This is a genomic window from Sphingobacterium sp. JUb56, from assembly GCF_014191365.1.
GTDB classification, from domain to species: Bacteria; Bacteroidota; Bacteroidia; order Sphingobacteriales; family Sphingobacteriaceae; genus Sphingobacterium; species Sphingobacterium anhuiense.
Window position 1 is genome coordinate 3,260,765 of the sequence record NZ_JACHWL010000001.1, and the last position, 17,412, is coordinate 3,278,176.

A 17,412-nucleotide genomic window follows, 5' to 3' on the forward strand; every position below is an offset into this window, starting at 1 on the left:
TTTAGCTAATCCTAATTTGATTATTGAGTAATCCGCAAACCACCATCGATCACATGTAATACCCCGTTTCCACTTAACATATCCTGTTTCAGTAATTTGATATCTACAGTATTCCCTATCCCACGTAAGCTAATCCCTTGGAAAGATGCTGGAGCATTTGGATTTGGCACCAGCTTTATGGTGATACTGTTACCATCCATCATACCCTGTTGTGCCATATTTGAAGTGCCAGTACTGAGAATATAATCGTATACGAAACGTCTGTCCTTCACAATATGGTAAAGCAAAAAACTTCGAAGCTTAACAGGATCTGACAACTGGATTTGCTGCACCGTACTATATCCCAAAGCCTGCATCGCTGCATTATCTGGAGCAAAAACCGTATAAGGACCAGCACCGCTTATGGTCTGTAAAACTCCCGAACTCTTTAATGCTTGAGCAAATAAAGTAATGTTGGGATCGGCGGCTATAGCACTCCCGATCAAATCGTGTACATAAGGTGTCAGAACACGATCTAAAACCTGAATCAATCCATTGGACGCGGCAATGTTTTGGGCCAATACACGTGATCCGTTGAGGGTCAACACCGTATCTCTTCCTTTTATCCAATGCGTTGCATACATCTTTCCACCCCGAGTCCGCAATTCCTGATTAAACAAAAAAGGAAGTTTATTCAACTCATATTTCCCGTCCAATGTATGATAATTGGCAATTCTGCTGATCATTTTCGTATTCCCAGCCAAAACTGCGACCGGACCGTTATAGCCAGCTGTTGAAAAGGCGGCATCTGAAGGGGCCAATAAAGTATAGGGGCCTTCACCATGCTGTACAACCTTATCCATACCGCTTTTACGTAAAACAGCACTAAAACTGGACAGATTAAAGTTGTCGGCTATGACCAAATTGACTCTATTATTGTCATGACTATTGAGTACCTCGTCCTTTTTACAGGAGGTAATCAAAAAAGTTGCAAAAAGCAGTATCACTAATTGCTTATAATATCTTAGCTGTAGTTTCATCTATCAATCATTAATCAGAGCTTGCAAGCTCATTTTATTATTCAGCGTTCATCTAAAATCGTATCGATATGCTCTTATATTTGAGGTTCTATTCGATTTTAAGCGTCTACTTTAGTTTAAATCCCTTAGGCAACAGCAAATTGTTCACAACATGTATCGGCCCATTGAGGGTATTGATATCTGTATCGATGATCTGTGCAGGAGGTTGACCACTTTCTTTTATCGTCATAAATAACTGTTCTTTGGAGGCCGTAAAAGCAAAAGGATTTTTGTACGCATATTGAACCTGCGCAGTTCCACCGATGTTGACATAATAGTCTTTTAAAAAATCTTCCGTTAAATCATTACTAAAAAACACGGTACTATTAGCGTATGCTAACCCATATGCAGGATCCTTAATCGCAAAAAAGCGTCCCCAATCACGGTGATAGTTAATGACACTATCCAATGGGTACCCCCCTGTAGGTTGGTACGTCCACTCATCAAAATGTACATTGCCACGTATTTCATTGAATTGAAGCATTTCTGCTACAGATTTAAAACCAGCGTTCCTAAATGCTGCGTCTGTAGGCGCAAACCAAGTCGAAATAATGATGTTGGGATCAGCATAATCGGGATTAGGTGTTGGCCCAATTAACCATTTTTTTGTATAGGGCTCACGTGCATCAGGAAAATTCTGCCAATATTCTTCATGTGACATTTTATAGCCAAATAAAGGCTCCATTTGAGTCACCATCGTTTCTGCAAAACTTTCATCAGAAAGACGTTGTAATTCGAGAAACATGGTAAAACGACCATCCTGCTCCAATGCTTCCAAAACCGTTTTTGTAGGTTTATAAACCGTTTGCTCCAAAAAATAAACGGCACCATTGCGTGCTGGTTGATAGTTAATTTTACCTACTTTCTTTCCATTGATCAGTAACTGGTCATCACGTATAGCCAAGTAATGTTTATAATAGTACAGATCATATCGCTGTCCAATACCAACACCACCTTCGTAAAAAGAAACTCGTAAACCAGGATTCATTAGCATACTTTTTACAGGTAAACTGTTTCCTCGAAGTTGGTCTTTCGATATGGAACCCAACACCGTATAAAAAAGCATCAGACTATCTACATCCGCCTTTGGCATCTGCGCCAGCTTTGCCTCAGTAAGACCAGCAGCAGCCAGCGCCGCGTTGCTAGGAACAAATACGGTATAGTTTGTATTCAGCCCTTTTTCCTTTATTTTCTCGTCCATACTGCTCTTTTTCCAAGCCGTATAAAATAATGTTGCACCTGTAGATTTCCCTAATAATTCCGTAACAGTCTCGTTCGCATCTGGTTTATAGGGTACCTGTTCGCCCTCAGCGGCAGGCATAAACTCTGTTTTTTTACAGGCGGCAAATAGCAGCATGATGAGCAAGCCCATAGATGCCAGCTTATATATTGTATTCATTTGTTGCGTTTTCATCAGCATAATTTGTCATATTATTTAATAGCCTGCTCTGGTTTTACCAAACCCCGATCAAGGTCATGCACCACACCATTACGACATAGATAATCCATCTTTGCTCTTATTCCATAGGACACTTCGGCAATAACTGGGGCCATGACGGTATGATCTGCACGTAAGCGCAAGAAGTAACTCAATACAAAACTGGGATATGCTTCCGCTCCAGAAAAGCTCATCTCATGCGGATTATTTTTTAAGTTATATTTATACATACCGCTGGAATTGATCACAGATAAAACTTTAGAATCGGACACAAAAAAGTGTTTATTATAAAGAATATAAGCACCAAAAAGAACATCAGCGCGGTAATTGTCTGGACTTAATGTCCGCAGTGATTCCGATGTAATCCCTACTTCTGCTAAAGCTTCATTGGTAGGTGCAAATAGGGTGAAGGGACCACCAGTTGCCAATTGATCCCATAATCCAAACTTTTTAAGTCCACTTACAAATACACTGTAAACAGGACGTTCCGCCAACCATCCTTGGATATGTGTATCAAAATGCGGTTTCATCATTTTATCTAAAACATACAGCACACCATTGGATAAAATCACATCCTTCCGGGTTGCTTTTGCTCCGCTAAAAAAAAGTTCATTGGCAGGTGTACCCCCGTTTGGTCCTACCGAACCAAGTGAAGCATATAGCTCCGTTCCAGCTAGCGTGGCATAGCGTACATCAACTCCATTCGAGGGAATATCCCGTAACAACATACGGCGCGGAAGAATATGGTATTGGATCACCTTTTTTAAACTGTCTAGATCCATCTTATCAAAATCAGAAGGTCTAAATATTCCCAATTCATTAAATGCGTCATCAGTAGGAACCAAAACAGTATAAGGTCCCTTTTCATTTAACGTTTCCGTCAAACCAACTTTTTCGAGTGCGGCACTGAATAAGGTCATTTCGTAATTATTCTTGATAAAATCCGATGCAGGACGTAGGTTCTCATTCGGTACAACCACTGTTAAATCGGGATGTTCACAAGAGAAAAGGAAAAATGAAAGTATAAACAGCACATACTGCTGTACCTTATTCCACCACTTATCGATTATTTTATAGTTCATATTTAAAATCTCCTATCTAACTGTTAGTAAATTGGTGGGGCGTATTTTCGTTGAATAGTGGTTAGATAAATCCGGCCATTTACAACTTCCAACGTGTTTACTGTTGCAAATGTCTGTGGGTTATGGGTGCCGGAATGTACGTTAACCAAAAGATTCGGCAGTTGTGTACCATTGTCAGATCCGCCCAAGAATACTTTTCCGTTCTTCAGACAATTTACCGAAGCCCAATTACCTCCGGTAGCGATCTCACCAGAGAAAAAAGGATTATTGGTGATATCCATACCCGGTGAAAAGAAATCAAACCGTTGCCAGATATCCGTTTGAATACCATTACTTTTACTGCTCGCCCAGAGCGGAAAACTCATATAAGGACTTACTGTAGCGCTGGTACTATTACGGGTCAATCGTGTTAAAAATTTACCTTTATAACCGGTTACTGTAGGCGATTGAAGAATAGGATTATCCTGACTCTCATAAAGCGAAAGAAAAATATTCATTTCGTCTTTGATGCCATTTTTAAAACTCCGCAATACATAATCATCATCTTTCAAACTCAGATCTGCATCTACGAAACCTTTGGCACTCATGTTATAGAAATTGACATATACCAACGAATCAGAAAGCGGTAACTTATGAAAATTCTCTTGGCGCAAGAGTAATCCATGCGCTTTGGTTACAAAATCTTTTTGTAGCAAATGCAAGGTATACACCTCTTTACTTGTAAGATTGATCACCGTATCGATTAAAATATCGGTCTGTAGATGGCTTTCTAATTCAAAAAATGGAATGGTATTCTTTGGTCTATAGGCGAAAACGATGCGCAGTTCTCCTGATGGAACTTGAGCCCAGCTGCTTAAATCAAATCCATTTAAGATAGGACCTACCAACACATTTTCCTTTCCTGGATATTCAGGATTGTCCACTGTTGTGCTATTTCCGATATGTGATGGATAAGGCGGAGCATACGCTGCTCTCTTGTCCAAAAAATCACCTACAATCTCGGCGCCGGTTATTGCACCGCTTGCACTAAACTTAGGATTGATCAACATACAGAAGTAAGGAACTTTATCATCTTTACTCCCTAAAGTCTGGATATAGTTGAGGTTATTGAAAACCCGTAGATAGGCAGGTTCTGCGATGGCTGTATATTCGACCTTAGCACAACCTGTAAATAGCGAAACACACAGCAGCAACACCCCTAAGTAAATCGTTAATCGTTGATTTTTCATGTAAATATTATTTAAAATAATGATCAGTCCAGAAAATCTGTACCTCCCCATTATCGAGTATGTTTAACTAAAATCATTCTTGCTTTATCTGACGGAGTCACATCTTTAGAACTCTTGCCAATAAGAGCAACTGTATATACGCCCGCTTCTTGTACAGGGGCAGGCTGTCCTGGTTTCTCATAGAGTTTTTTATTGGCGATAAAAGCTTCATGTGTCAATACGGCGATATCATTTGCCCAAGTGCCAGGAACGACATCTGGTGTAGAACGGTACACCATAAATTCAAAAGGATTATAGATCGTTCGATATCCGATATATGGTCTTTCCATCTTCGGAATTCCAGGCTGTAGATTTTCTACCGCGTCACGATTATCTAATGCCATAGCGGGAGACTGTCCATTTCCTGCTGTGAAAGTCACATATGGATTTCCAATAGATAAGTTTAAAAAGCGTTTGGGAAAATAAAATTGGTATTGCAAATGGGCAAAACTGGCATCATCCTGAGCTCCCGTATACACAGAGCCACTTAAATCATTCGCAACAAGTAGCAGTTTTGCCTTACCATCCTGTCCGGGATAAAGCCAAATGGTATAATTTTGTGCAGGTTGCAACGCCTGTTCTACAGATGCCAATACCTTGCCTGACATATCCAGGGCTTCTATAACATGTGTTCCTTGAATCAGATTTAGATAATTACCCGCCTGACCAAAAGTCAAAGCATCTGCGAGAATTTTACCATCAATTCGAAAACGAACGGACTGTCCAGCTAGTGCATTAGCCGCTTGAATACGAAAATAAGTGCGGTTGGCTGGAGCTGTTACATCGCTAAGCACCTGAAAAGCATTCTGGTAATAAGATGACGTGTTGTCGACTTCGTCTACATGATAATTAAATTCTCTTGGAGCAACAACTATCGTATACACACCTCCTGGCTGATAGGTTGCGACGGGAGCATAATGCAGATTGCTGTTGCTGGAATGGCTGATCGCAATTGTTGAAGTCGACGGATGAAGGACGGTGTATTCATAAGTATCTGCTCCTACAGCTGGAATTTGTCTTCCGTCTTGTAGCAATAACCTAAACTGATAAGTACCATAAGGCAATTCAATGTAAGGAGAACTGACCGTACTTACGTTTATATTATTCGTTTTTGAATGAACAAGAGTACCGTCTGCGTAAGCCAGAGATACTGCGCCAGTAAGATCTTCTTGCATACCCAACAAGCCCATGGTGTGATGTTTAATATTTCCTCCAAGATTCACAATCCGAATTTTAAAATGATCTGGTTTTGAAGGAGAGGAAACTGCGCGTGGTACCGATACGATATCCGGTTGGCCATCCATAAAAATAGTGGGCATCAGGAAATAATCCATGGGTTTATTATAATCGTTTGGTGCCTGAAAAGTAATATCTGGATATAAATTCCCCTGATAACTTCTTGCGCCCAACGTAAGCTTTACCTGATCCTGCTGGTTAAAAAGATCTTGCGGAATTACCCAACTTTTACCCAATCGTCCGTCTACAGGAAAATAGGGTGTACCGGGATATTGGTCGGCATCTGGAGCGTCTGGACGACGCACGATAAAATTGGTTAAACTATCTTTTCCCGAAATAACCTGATTATATCCTGCTATGTTTACAATACGGACATTTGATCGTTCACGGTTTTCCGTTACCGCCCGATTGTCCACCCCCATTTCAATTTTTTCTTTTTTACAGGAAGTGAATACGAAAGACAGCACTATAATTGCCACATAAGTAAGGTAGTTATCGACTAAGCGAAACCAGTAAGCAGGCATCGCATTATAGCATCTGTATTTCTTGAAGTTTATTTGTTGATATCGCATGACTACAATAAATTATAAGTAAAGCCCACCATGATTTCAGCACCACGTTTATAACTACGGTTGATGTACTCATTACCGTACCATTTGCCTCCCGTCTGCGGATTAGCATACACCGTTTTAATGGCCGGGTTCATGATATTTTTGGCATAGCCCTTAAAGAGAATTCTTTTGTTAATCCGTTGACTAAATACAAAGTCCAAATAAGGAACTGGCTGTGTATAAAGATCTGGCTCGCCTGTTAAATTGATTTGGACCAATCGTTCTCCGACCATATTAAAGGTCATCGTTAAATCTGTTCCTGATTGATCATTATCATAATTTAACCAAGCGTTTATTGAATAGGGAGCTTGCTCAAACAACGGACTATTTTTTGGTGAATGCCGATCCAACGAACGATTTGCTTCATAGCGCGCTGCTGATTTCTGGATTTTACTCTGAGCAAGCATTAGGTTTGAGCCTAAGAAAAAATTACGCAAAGGATCGATCAAAGTTCCCAAGTTTTTAACCACTTCAAACTCGACTCCCCAGACTTTACCAATATTGACATCATTCTGGAACTGTATAGTCGGAAATTCAGGATAAGTTGCTGCCAATCCTTGGGTTTCAAGATTAAACACCTTAACCAACTGATTTTCGATGCGCTTACCAAAAGCCGAAACGGCAATAACCTCACCTTTCGCAGGAAACCACTCCCATCTAAAATCTGCATTTTGTGTATATTGATTTTTCAGATTTGGATTTCCAACGACTAACCCCATTTGAAAAGCGTCAAATTCAAAAACATTCGTGATCTCACGCAGTTCTGGTCTAGCCAAAGTGGTGTTGACAGCGCCTCTGAAATTCATGTTATCGTTTAATGTAAACGTCGCATTCAACGAATAAAAAGGTTTATAACCCGTTTTATAGACGGAATTAGGATCAATCGGATTAAGCGGAATAGGCGCTTCTCCATTGGCGCCTGTTGTTAATGAAGGGTCCAAAAAAACGCCAGCTGTATCGACTGTAGAGCCAATATTGGTCATTTCAAATCGAACACCCCCTGCCATACGGAACCTATCTGTCAATTTCAGATCAAGCATACCATATAAGGCATTCGTTTCAAAATAACCAGTATAATTATTGGGTGATTTTTGACTGTTATATAAAAATCCACCGATAGGCATCATACCTTCACCCTGACCTGCTGTCGGTATCTTCACCCCAATGATCTCATTACTGACAAGACGATTCAGATTACCCTCAACATCATAAAGCGGTATTGCTTTATTAGCGGTAAAATTCGACCCTGGTAAGAACAGCTGGTTTTCTGTAAAATCCCGATCTCGGAACAAATAGTTTACCCCTGTTTTGAACTCTTGCTTCTGTCCTAATAAACGGAACGGAATGCTGATATCAGCTTTGTAATTATAATTCTGTTCTGTCAGATTTCGCCATCTCCTACCATTCGGTTCCGCCTGCATAATACCATATGTACCAAATCCATTCACATAACCCGAAGTCAGCGCATACAGATGTTTACTATAAACCTCTTCTGTTGCACCATTATTTGCACCAACGACCGGTCTACTATAATAGCCCCCATCACGTGGTATATAATCAGCTAAACTTGCGAAACGAAAATCGGGATCATTCTGTTTAGATTTTGAGCTCGCCACATTGTAACTTAAACGAGGTGAAAGATCTCCTTTTAAGAACTTATGCTCGCCTTGTAAATTGAAAGTATTCAAGTTTCTGAAAGTCTGTTTTAGCGAATAAGTTGTGCTTTTCACTTCTCCTGGTAAACCCGTATACTCATATCTGCCGGCAAGATGGGTTGATTTGGTTTCACCACCCCAACTCCCGAGATATTGCATACTAATTTCATGCTGTGGATTGAATCGGTAAGTTAAACCCGCCAGAGTTCCATAATTCAGAGTCTCCGTACCTGTATTCTCCTTATAAGTCTGATATTTACCCATATACAAACTATTAGGTGTAATATAATTTGGAATATTACGAACACTGTACACGTCCGGATTACCGGTCACCACCCCTTGATAGATACTATATTGCGTCAAGTCCCCCCCGCTTATATCGGTCGTTCTTCTGTAATAATTACCCCCTAAAATAACACCCAGCTTATGCCTTTTATTGAACAAGTCATAACTGTTTCCAAATGTTGCCGAATACAGCTGGTTCAATGGCGCTTTTTTATAAGTACTCGTCATCACAGGATCAAAGCCCTGCATGATCCCATTAATTCTTCCAACCTCCTGATAAGCATCGTTGCTGTAATTACTGTTGGCAATCATATTATGGATCGATGATAAACCTGCGGGATATTCTTTCGCCAGATTTAAGAAATCAGTCGACAGATTTTTATTATTAATCTTTGTGCCCAAAAAGCCCATGTCACTATTCCATAAACTATTGTACTTCCCTCCCATTCCGATATTAGCATTTAGACCCGTCTGTGCAATCACTTCAAAAGTCATCCGATCAGGTACAGACTTTGTTTTCAATTCTACAATTCCAGAAGCAGCATCTGCAGGTTTATCAGGTGTCACCGTTTTATAGATGGTGATATTATCCAGCAAAGAAGCAGGAACTAAATCTAAAGGAATAGAACTGCGATCTGGATCGGATGATGCCAAACGTACTCCGTTCAGCTGTCCAATAACCGACCGGTCACCGAGACCACGTACCGCAACATATTTATCGTCTGTAACCGTTACTCCGGTAACCCTTTGCAAAGCTTGAGTCGTTGTAATACTTCCTGTACGTTCTATTAATTCTGCTGAAATAGCATCTTGCACAATGGACGCGCGTTTACGCTCTTCCAAAACAGCAACTTCAGTATTTGCCTTACGTCTTGCCTGTACCCGTACTTCAACTTCATCTAATGCTGTTGAGGCAGAACGCAGTTGAACAATAAGGTTACGCTCAGCAACATTAATAGAAACCTCCTTAGATTGATAGCCCAATAAGGTGAATACAAACACCTGTACACTTTTTGGAACTACAATAGTAAAATTACCTGAAGCATCGGTGGTCGCTCCCAATTGAAGACCCTTTATCCGAATAGTCACACCTGCAAGAGCAGCTTTATTATTCACATCTTGGACCCGTCCGGTGATGGTAAATTGCTGTTGCTCGGGCTTGGATTTGGTTCCACCATCGGCAGGAACGTCGGTCACAACCACTAACTTATTTTTAATGACATAGCGAAAAGGCAGTTCAGAAAAACAAGCCATTAAGGCCTGTTCAATCGAAGCATCCTTCAGATTAATCGAAATTGGTTTGGTCTTTTTAAATAATTCAGTGTCATAAAAAAAGTCATACTGACTTTGTTTTCTGAACTCCTGCAAAATGGATGGTATGTTGCTATTTTGTTTATTCAGTGTAATGCGTTGTCCAAAAGTAGACGCACTGACCTGAACCAACAAGCAAGTCATTAACATCATGGTGATTTTCATAACACGCATGCATTGATAAAAATTCATATGTATTTATTGTCCTTTAACAAGACTATATAGCATATTCATGACGGGTGTTTACCCAATCCAAATGAATATTTTATATATTTGTTGTCGTTAATATTAATTGATGATTTTGTTCGCACAACGTTATCGATCAGCTTAACATACATGCCAGAGGTGTTACGAGCACCTTTGGCCTTTTTTTGTTCAAGCAGATCAAGTATTATAATGGTATTAGTCGGTCACAATAATCCTCCTTTCTGTCAATTTCAATTTTGCTTTCCCTGTTATTTCAACCATATCCATAATGGCGGTTAAAGGTTGAGAACGGGATACAATTCCATCAAATTTGAGTTTTCCTAAATGTGGTGGACATACGATATCGACATCGTACCAACGCGAAACTTTACGCAGTATACTTGCTAGCGACTCACTTTTAAAAACAAAATCTCCAGCTGTCCACGATACCTGTTGCTCGACATCTGCGTCTCCCACAACAAAGTGTTTATCTAAGAAAGACTGCTGTCCGGGCCGCAATAGAATCGATTCACCATTTAAAGAAGAAGTTACACGCACACTTCCCTCAAGCAGTGTGGTTACTATTCCAGGTTCATCGAGATATGAATTCACATTAAAATGCGTACCCAAAACCTGTATCTCCTGATGTGCTGTTTCAACATAAAAAGGGATGCTCTCCATCCGGCCATGCTGACGCTTTTCCATCTTGGCAATTTCAAAATACACCTCACCGGTCATTTTTACTCTCCGCTCATTATTTTCAAAATGTATTGGATAATGTAAAGACGATGCGGCATTCAACCAAGCCTTAGAACCATCGGGCAATGTGAGCCGGTATTGCCCTCCTTTAGGTGTCGCAATCGTATTAGATGCACTCTTGTTATTGGATTCCGATCCGGAAACACGGTAAATAAGCTGACCACTTTTTGTTTTCTCCACAAGGACACCGCCTTCTAAGGCCAATGTTCCGACGGCAACTTCATCTAATGAAATCGTAGAACCATCTGCCAGAGTCAATAGGGCTTTATCTTCTCCCGGTATCACTAAACTTTGCGTATTGTTATCAGGCTTAGACAGGAAAGATTGACGAAAAATCAAGTAAGAGATGGAACAGATGAGCAGTAGTGAAGCTGCGATCTTTAGCCATGAGGAAATTCGAAAACCCGGATCCAGTTTCTTATTTTTTTTAGCGATCCGCTCCTTAAGTCGAAGATAATTATCTTCAGAAGTCGTAACGGTAGCATGATAAGCCAGCGCCTGTACGATACGCTTCTGTTCTTCAACTTCTTTACGATACTGCGGACGATCCTGAAGCCAATTCTCCCATTTGGCAACATCATGAGCAGGGTATCCTTTACAATAGTTAATGAAGCTCTCATCTGCTAATAATGCTTTCAGATTCAGTTCTTCCATGTTTTATTTTTCTTCATTTGATCAATAGAGCATGGAGTAAGCTTTTTTCACTACTGATTTCCTAAAAAAAATAAAAAAAATGTTGAAAGGGCGCCAATGGCTATTTTAAGGAAAGTTTCTTGTTCTTCAGTCAACAGATTTCGTAATTTATCAACAGATTTATAGATGGTGTTGTAGACCGTATTGATCGAAATACCATTTGCAACAGCGATCTCATGATAGGATAATCCAAGGTAAAATTTCTGATAAATCAACAAGCGTTGCTTCTCGCCAAGCTCATCTACTTTTTCTTTTACAAAGCGACCGACCTCATCTTCCGTATAACGCTGTATAAATCCATCTTCAACAGAAGGTACCTCACAGTTTTCTAATAAAGTAGCCATGGTAGGTATCATTTCGTATTTTTTTGCGTCACCACGGAATAGCTGGCGCAAAAATATGGTAATAATGTAATTATGCTGATTCTGTATCGCACTGCTTTTTATCCTATTTTCCCATAAATAAAGAAAGACATCGTTAATGGCATCTTGAATAATATCAATAGCAAAACCACGTTTGGTGCCGACATAGCTTAGGTAATGGTGATAGTATTCGTAAATCTGATAAAACGCTTCTTCACATTCTTCGATAACAAATTTATTCCAGTGTTCTTTCAGGTCGTGGCGTTTTATAAGAGGCATAAATTCAAAATAATACGGTTAACTATTCCTTACAAAGAAATAGAACGCATATTAACAGAGCATTAATTATAAATAACCAAATCATGTCATCTCTAAGAGCAGCATAAAAACAAGCAAGCAACAAACATCACATACCTTGCCTGTATCGCCCCATCGACAATATTTGCCCCCCTTACTTAAAACAATAGATCATTTGAATCAACATGCATTTTTTTAATAATATTGGGTTTGTACCAGATTTATTTCTTCACTTTTTATAATTATATCAAATGCAACTTAATTGCATTTGATATAATTATTTCCTACATTTGTTTCTGTATAACAATTCAGAAAACAGATTATATATGATACCTCAAACATTTGAACAATGGAAAACCTGTTTGGTAAATGATTGCAAGGTCAGTCTTACCAAAGAATTTGCAACCAGGAGACTTGCTGTTTATCATGATCTAGATAAACCCGAAACGAAAAAATTCATCCGCTTGTATGGTTTTCAACATTATCAAAATATCATTGGCTGGTTTACAAAAATAGTTGAAGGCTCGATTTAAGTTAAAATTAACAAGGCTATACAATTGAATACTTCTACTCATAATGCTCATCTAAAACGCTAAAGAATTAACTACATGCAGACAGAAACATCCTTATTAAATCCTGATGTAAGCATCGGCAAGAAACTTCCGGTCACCGTATTAAGCGGTTTCCTTGGTGCTGGAAAAACAACCTTACTTAACCATATTTTGCAGAACAAAGAGGGCTTAAAAGTTGCAGTTATCGTCAACGATATGAGCGAAGTGAATGTCGATGCACGATTGGTTGAAAATCAAAACACGCTATCGCGTACAGAAGAAAAATTAGTAGAAATGAGCAACGGTTGCATTTGCTGTACGCTCCGTGAAGATCTCATGGTTGCGGTTGAAAAACTTGCGAATGAAGGACGATTTGATTATTTATTGATTGAAAGTACGGGTATCAGTGAACCTATTCCGGTAGCGCAGACTTTTTCCTATGTTGATGAAGAACATGGTATAGACTTGTCTCGTTTCAGCTACATCGACACCATGGTTACCGTCGTGGACTGCTTTAATTTTTTCAAGGACTTTGGAACAAATGAACTGCTACAGGACCGAAATCTAACGGATATGGAGGGGGACGACCGAACCATTGTCAACCTGCTTACCGATCAGATCGAATTTGCCAATGTCATCATCCTGAATAAAACAGATTTGGTGGATGCTGGAACAGTTGGTATTTTAAAGGCTGCGATACACAAATTAAATCCAGGAGCAAATATTATCAGTTCTGTTTTTGGAAAGGTAAGTCCAAAAGCAATATTAAACACCAACCTGTTTGATTTTGATGAAGCCCAGACTTCGGCGGGATGGCAAAAGGAGTTGGAGTCGGAGCATCATGTTCCTGAAACTGAAGAATACGGGATTAGTTCGTTCGTATTCAGAAATCAAAGACCTTTTCATCCTGAACGGTTTTGGCATTACTTAAACCATAACTATCCCGCAGGTATTATACGTGCCAAAGGTCTTTTTTGGCTAGCTTCTCGTCGGGATGAAGCTTTAAATTTTTCTCAGGCAGGCGGATCTTCACGCCTAGAAACAGCTGGCGTGTGGTGGAGCAGCATGTCTTACTTTGAACGCATACAGTTTGAAAGTTATGTGGCCAACAAAGACTATATTGAAAGTCGCTGGAGTAAACAATGGGGCGACAGGATAAATGAACTTGTCTTTATCGGACAAGACATAAACGAAAAAAAAGTAATGCTGGATCTGGAAAAATGCTTACTCCAAGAAGATGAGTTTTATCTGTTTGATAAAAACATCCTATTCGAAGATCCTTTTCCAACAAATATATAAAGTGGAGAAGATCAGTGAAAGAATAAAATAGCATGGTGCATACTTATGCTACCATGCTATTTTATTATCATCAGACTTCAAGATGCAGATACTCCTTTCATCAAAATTGACCTGATAACAGGTTTTATTTTAAAAAATTTACATCCTGAGCGGATCAAAATAATGAAGTAACCATTCAAGTATATCCAGATGCTTTAAATAAATTATCAAAAAAATGGCATGATAACACAGCATATTGTCATTGATGATCCTGTTACGATCGAGTACCTTTGTCCTAATCAATATGCAAATTACGTTGAGACATGGATAAGAAAAATATTGCCATTTTGATATTACCAGATGTACAATTATTGGATGTAGCAGGACCTACTGATGTCTTTCATACGGCCAATGAGATTTTAAAAAAAAGTAGGTTATGGCGCACCCTATCAGCTTCATTACCTGTCGGCATTAAAATCTGAAACTGTCACATCAAATTCAGGTATCAAGCTCCAATGCGACGCAAGTATTTTCAATATAACAACACCTATAGATACCTTGATCATTGCGGGCACGCACCCCAATTTATTTGAAAATCTTGATGAAACGGTCTATACATGGCTCAAGCAAATATATCCGCAGGTAAATCGCCTAGCTTCGATCTGCGTCGGCACATTTCTAATGGCCAAAAGCGGTCTGCTGAAAAATAAAACAGTGACCACACACTGGAAATATGCAGGCCTGCTTAAAAGTATGTATCCTGAAATTCATGTTGACGCCCGATCTATTTTTTTAAAGGATGGCAATATCTATAGCTCTGGCGGGATCACTTCTGGAATCAACTTGGCATTACATTTAGTTGAAGAAGATGTGGGGCGGGACATAACCATACAGGTGGCCAAACATCTGGTATTTGGAGTACATCGACTCTCGGATCAATCACTTTTTTCTGAAGAATTACCTGCTGTTGAAAATATGAGTGAACTTGTTCAAAAAGTTTATCACTATGCTAATGCACGTATTGAAGAAACATTAAATCTTGAACAATTAGCATCCGCAGTAAACATGAGTCCCCGTAATTTTTCACGGGTTTTTAAAAAAGAAACTTCTTTTCCGCCTGGACAATTTATCGAAAAAATACGTTTAGAAAAAGCAAAACAACTACTTGCTTACACTGCTGACACCTTAACGATTATCAGTGTTCAATGCGGCTATGATCAGGTCAGCTCCTTAAACAAGCTGTTTTATAAATACTATAAAATTAGTGCAATACAGTATCGAAAAACATTTCAACATTAATTCATAAATACCTTTTCAAAAATGGAGATCAACAAAGATAAAACCATCAAAAACATTGCATTTTTTGTTTTTGACCAAGTAGAAGTATTAGATCTAAACGGACCTTTAGATGTATTTGTAAAAGCAAATATAATAATACCAAACAGCTTTAATTGTTATACTGTTGCCTTGGATACTACGCCTATATTTGCAGAATCCAATACCATGCAAATTATTCCTAAATATACAATTGATAATTGTCCACAAGCAGATCTGATTATCGTACCTGGAGCATTTCCTGAAACAGTTATCAAATTATTTAAAGACGAGCATTTTGAATCCCGATTCACAGCATGGATTACAGCTCAGGCACAACGTGATACTGTAATTGCCAGTATTTGTACAGGTGCGCTATTACTTTCGAATACTAAGCTTTTAGATGGAAAATCTATTACCAGTCATTTTATGATGACAGATCTGTTACAAGAACTAAATCCGGACAGTCAAGTTGTAACAGGGCCTCGATATATTGATCAGGGTGACTTATTAACTACTGCAGGCATCACAGCAGGTATAGATGCAGCCTTATATATGGTGACAGATATCCTTGGTCAGGATGTGGCTCAACAGATTATTGAAATTTTTGAGTATAAAGCAGAATTGCAAATTCATTAAGCTCACCTACCTGGATAATCGTATCGTATAAGATTGAAAAACAGTCTTTACATGATCACTTCACCTATCCATTCTTTCTTACATCAAGTAAAATGACAGCAATTAAAGGATCGATCAATCCATTTAAACGCATACCCTTTGGATTTTACTTTCAGTTTTTGAAGAGCTAGTTAGGTTATTTTAAAAATCACTTCATGCGACATGAAGTGATTTTACCCATTACTAACTTTTTTGATCGTGCTTTAAACCATTGATCAGCGTTGTATGCAATTCCTTTATCGATCAAAAAACACCTTCCATCGGCTGATTCCACCTTTTCATCGGTAGAAATTTCATCGAATGCTGCATTCACATATTTTTAAGAAAAATTAAAAGATATGTCACTATTCACACCGCTTATTTGGATCTCTTTGATGCTACCGTTAATGGCTATTGCTTTTGCCAAAACGAAAAAAGTAAATACAAAATTTTTAATCCTTTTTATCGTCTATTTTTTAGCGGATTGTTATATCCAACATTTTAGCAGACAATATTTTAGCCTTGATTCGATCGGCCTTAAATTTTCATGGATCGGTAAAATATTGAGTTTATTCTTATCGCTGACCATCATTTTCTCGGTAAGCAAAACCCATCGTGAGCAGATCGGATTCACCTTGAAAAGTAATGCAAAGAAACAGGTGAAATTCGGTATATCCATATTCCTTGGATTCTTACTTTTTGATTTGATTTTCAAATTTATCTTATTCCCTAAAGGAGGTCATTTTGATCTTGAGACATTCGCTTTCCAGGCTACAATGCCAGGCTTAACCGAAGAATTAGTTTTTAGAGGCATTTGCTTTTGGCTTCTTGATCAAGCTTTTACTCCCCAATGGAATATCAAAGGCATCTCATTTGGCTGGGGATTTATTATCGTGACCCTGCTATTCAGTGTTGCACATGGCCTTGTGTTAACGGAAGATCATCAACTCAAATTTGATATCATAACCATCATCTACCTCACGCTGATATCTTCGTTAAGTCTTGGCTTGCTAAGGAAATTTACAGGTAATCTGATTTATCCCATAATAGGCCACAATATGGTCAATGTATTGAATGCACTGATACGAATATTATAGTGGAACATATGCTGAAATAGGGCAATAGGTGAATCATGAATCTGCTAATAAGCGATCGTAAACACCATAAGCAATTCTCTTTTTATATGAAAAGTAATCCTATAACTCGTTCAAAAAACTATATTTGGTTGATCATTTAAACAAACATCATGTCGCAGGATACGAGAATTTTATCTAGTTATTTAACAAGTAAAATAGCTGAATTTGATTTTGATAGTTTATACAGCAAAACCAGTCGAATTTTACTTCATGTCTGCATGTGGTTCACTTTTTC

Annotated in this window: 14 protein-coding genes; 6 read left to right on the top strand and 8 right to left on the bottom strand. The window is 38.8% G+C overall.

The window, feature by feature from the left end:
- Nucleotides 1-20: 20 nt before the first annotated feature.
- The 8 genes from FHR29_RS13965 to FHR29_RS14000 form a co-directional block, all read right to left on the bottom strand.
- Nucleotides 21-1,019 carry a fasciclin domain-containing protein gene (locus FHR29_RS13965; protein WP_183915395.1) on the bottom strand — a complete coding sequence of 333 codons (999 nt, stop codon included), beginning with the start codon at nt 1,017-1,019 and terminating at the stop codon, nt 21-23.
- A 106-nt stretch (nt 1,020-1,125) separates the two neighbouring features.
- Nucleotides 1,126-2,457, bottom strand: coding sequence for a fasciclin domain-containing protein (locus FHR29_RS13970; protein ID WP_183915397.1), 1,332 nt, complete (start codon nt 2,455-2,457; stop codon nt 1,126-1,128).
- Nucleotides 2,458-2,489: 32 nt separating this feature from the next.
- Nucleotides 2,490-3,578 (bottom strand): fasciclin domain-containing protein, encoded by a 1,089-nt coding sequence (locus FHR29_RS13975; protein ID WP_132843138.1) that lies wholly within the window; start codon nt 3,576-3,578, stop codon nt 2,490-2,492.
- Nucleotides 3,579-3,601: 23 nt separating this feature from the next.
- Nucleotides 3,602-4,807 carry a hypothetical protein gene (locus FHR29_RS13980; RefSeq protein WP_132843137.1) on the bottom strand — a complete coding sequence of 402 codons (1,206 nt, stop codon included), beginning with the start codon at nt 4,805-4,807 and terminating at the stop codon, nt 3,602-3,604.
- Nucleotides 4,808-4,857: 50 nt separating this feature from the next.
- Nucleotides 4,858-6,654 (bottom strand): DUF4397 domain-containing protein, encoded by a 1,797-nt coding sequence (locus FHR29_RS13985; RefSeq protein WP_183915399.1) that lies wholly within the window; start codon nt 6,652-6,654, stop codon nt 4,858-4,860.
- 2 nt (nt 6,655-6,656) lie between these two features.
- Nucleotides 6,657-10,136 (bottom strand): TonB-dependent receptor, encoded by a 3,480-nt coding sequence (locus FHR29_RS13990; protein WP_243656044.1) that lies wholly within the window; start codon nt 10,134-10,136, stop codon nt 6,657-6,659.
- 210 nt (nt 10,137-10,346) lie between these two features.
- Nucleotides 10,347-11,543, bottom strand: a complete 1,197-nt coding sequence (locus tag FHR29_RS13995) for a FecR family protein (RefSeq protein ID WP_183915401.1) — start codon at nt 11,541-11,543, stop codon at nt 10,347-10,349.
- A gap of 50 nt (nt 11,544-11,593) precedes the next feature.
- Nucleotides 11,594-12,223, bottom strand: coding sequence for an RNA polymerase sigma factor (locus FHR29_RS14000; RefSeq protein ID WP_132843131.1), 630 nt, complete (start codon nt 12,221-12,223; stop codon nt 11,594-11,596).
- A 344-nt stretch (nt 12,224-12,567) separates the two neighbouring features.
- Between FHR29_RS14000 and FHR29_RS14005 the strand changes: the two genes are divergently transcribed.
- The 6 genes from FHR29_RS14005 to FHR29_RS14030 all read left to right on the top strand — a co-directional run bounded on the left by FHR29_RS14005 (nt 12,568) and on the right by FHR29_RS14030 (nt 17,138).
- The gene (locus FHR29_RS14005) at nt 12,568-12,774 is read left to right on the top strand and encodes a hypothetical protein (RefSeq protein WP_132843129.1); all 207 of its coding nucleotides are present in this window, start codon (nt 12,568-12,570) and stop codon (nt 12,772-12,774) included.
- 75 nt (nt 12,775-12,849) lie between these two features.
- Entirely contained in the window at nt 12,850-14,091 is a 1,242-nt protein-coding gene (locus FHR29_RS14010; RefSeq protein WP_183915403.1) for a GTP-binding protein, read from the top strand.
- 302 nt (nt 14,092-14,393) lie between these two features.
- Nucleotides 14,394-14,552: a hypothetical protein gene (locus FHR29_RS14015; protein WP_183915404.1), complete on the top strand. Its 159-nt coding sequence runs from the start codon at nt 14,394-14,396 to the stop codon at nt 14,550-14,552.
- Between the two features lie 46 nt (nt 14,553-14,598).
- Nucleotides 14,599-15,369 (top strand): helix-turn-helix domain-containing protein, encoded by a 771-nt coding sequence (locus FHR29_RS14020; RefSeq protein ID WP_311732308.1) that lies wholly within the window; start codon nt 14,599-14,601, stop codon nt 15,367-15,369.
- Between the two features lie 21 nt (nt 15,370-15,390).
- Nucleotides 15,391-16,023, top strand: coding sequence for a DJ-1/PfpI family protein (locus FHR29_RS14025; RefSeq protein ID WP_132843125.1), 633 nt, complete (start codon nt 15,391-15,393; stop codon nt 16,021-16,023).
- 377 nt (nt 16,024-16,400) lie between these two features.
- Nucleotides 16,401-17,138, top strand: a complete 738-nt coding sequence (locus FHR29_RS14030) for a type II CAAX prenyl endopeptidase Rce1 family protein (protein WP_132843124.1) — start codon at nt 16,401-16,403, stop codon at nt 17,136-17,138.
- Nucleotides 17,139-17,412: the final 274 nt, after the last annotated feature.

What these genes read in the sequence shown, in the direction of transcription:
- FHR29_RS13965 (WP_183915395.1), bottom strand. Translation starts at nt 1,019, where the DNA reads ATGAAACTACAGCTAAGATATTATAAGCAATTAGTGATACTGCTTTTT.
- FHR29_RS13970 (WP_183915397.1), bottom strand. Translation starts at nt 2,457, where the DNA reads ATGAATACAATATATAAGCTGGCATCTATGGGCTTGCTCATCATGCTG.
- FHR29_RS13975 (WP_132843138.1), bottom strand. Translation starts at nt 3,578, where the DNA reads ATGAACTATAAAATAATCGATAAGTGGTGGAATAAGGTACAGCAGTAT.
- FHR29_RS13980 (WP_132843137.1), bottom strand. Translation starts at nt 4,807, where the DNA reads ATGAAAAATCAACGATTAACGATTTACTTAGGGGTGTTGCTGCTGTGT.
- FHR29_RS13985 (WP_183915399.1), bottom strand. Translation starts at nt 6,654, where the DNA reads ATGCGATATCAACAAATAAACTTCAAGAAATACAGATGCTATAATGCG.
- FHR29_RS13990 (WP_243656044.1), bottom strand. Translation starts at nt 10,136, where the DNA reads ATGAATTTTTATCAATGCATGCGTGTTATGAAAATCACCATGATGTTA.
- FHR29_RS13995 (WP_183915401.1), bottom strand. Translation starts at nt 11,543, where the DNA reads ATGGAAGAACTGAATCTGAAAGCATTATTAGCAGATGAGAGCTTCATT.
- FHR29_RS14000 (WP_132843131.1), bottom strand. Translation starts at nt 12,223, where the DNA reads ATGCCTCTTATAAAACGCCACGACCTGAAAGAACACTGGAATAAATTT.
- FHR29_RS14005 (WP_132843129.1), top strand. Translation starts at nt 12,568, where the DNA reads ATGATACCTCAAACATTTGAACAATGGAAAACCTGTTTGGTAAATGAT.
- FHR29_RS14010 (WP_183915403.1), top strand. Translation starts at nt 12,850, where the DNA reads ATGCAGACAGAAACATCCTTATTAAATCCTGATGTAAGCATCGGCAAG.
- FHR29_RS14015 (WP_183915404.1), top strand. Translation starts at nt 14,394, where the DNA reads ATGGATAAGAAAAATATTGCCATTTTGATATTACCAGATGTACAATTA.
- FHR29_RS14025 (WP_132843125.1), top strand. Translation starts at nt 15,391, where the DNA reads ATGGAGATCAACAAAGATAAAACCATCAAAAACATTGCATTTTTTGTT.
- FHR29_RS14030 (WP_132843124.1), top strand. Translation starts at nt 16,401, where the DNA reads ATGTCACTATTCACACCGCTTATTTGGATCTCTTTGATGCTACCGTTA.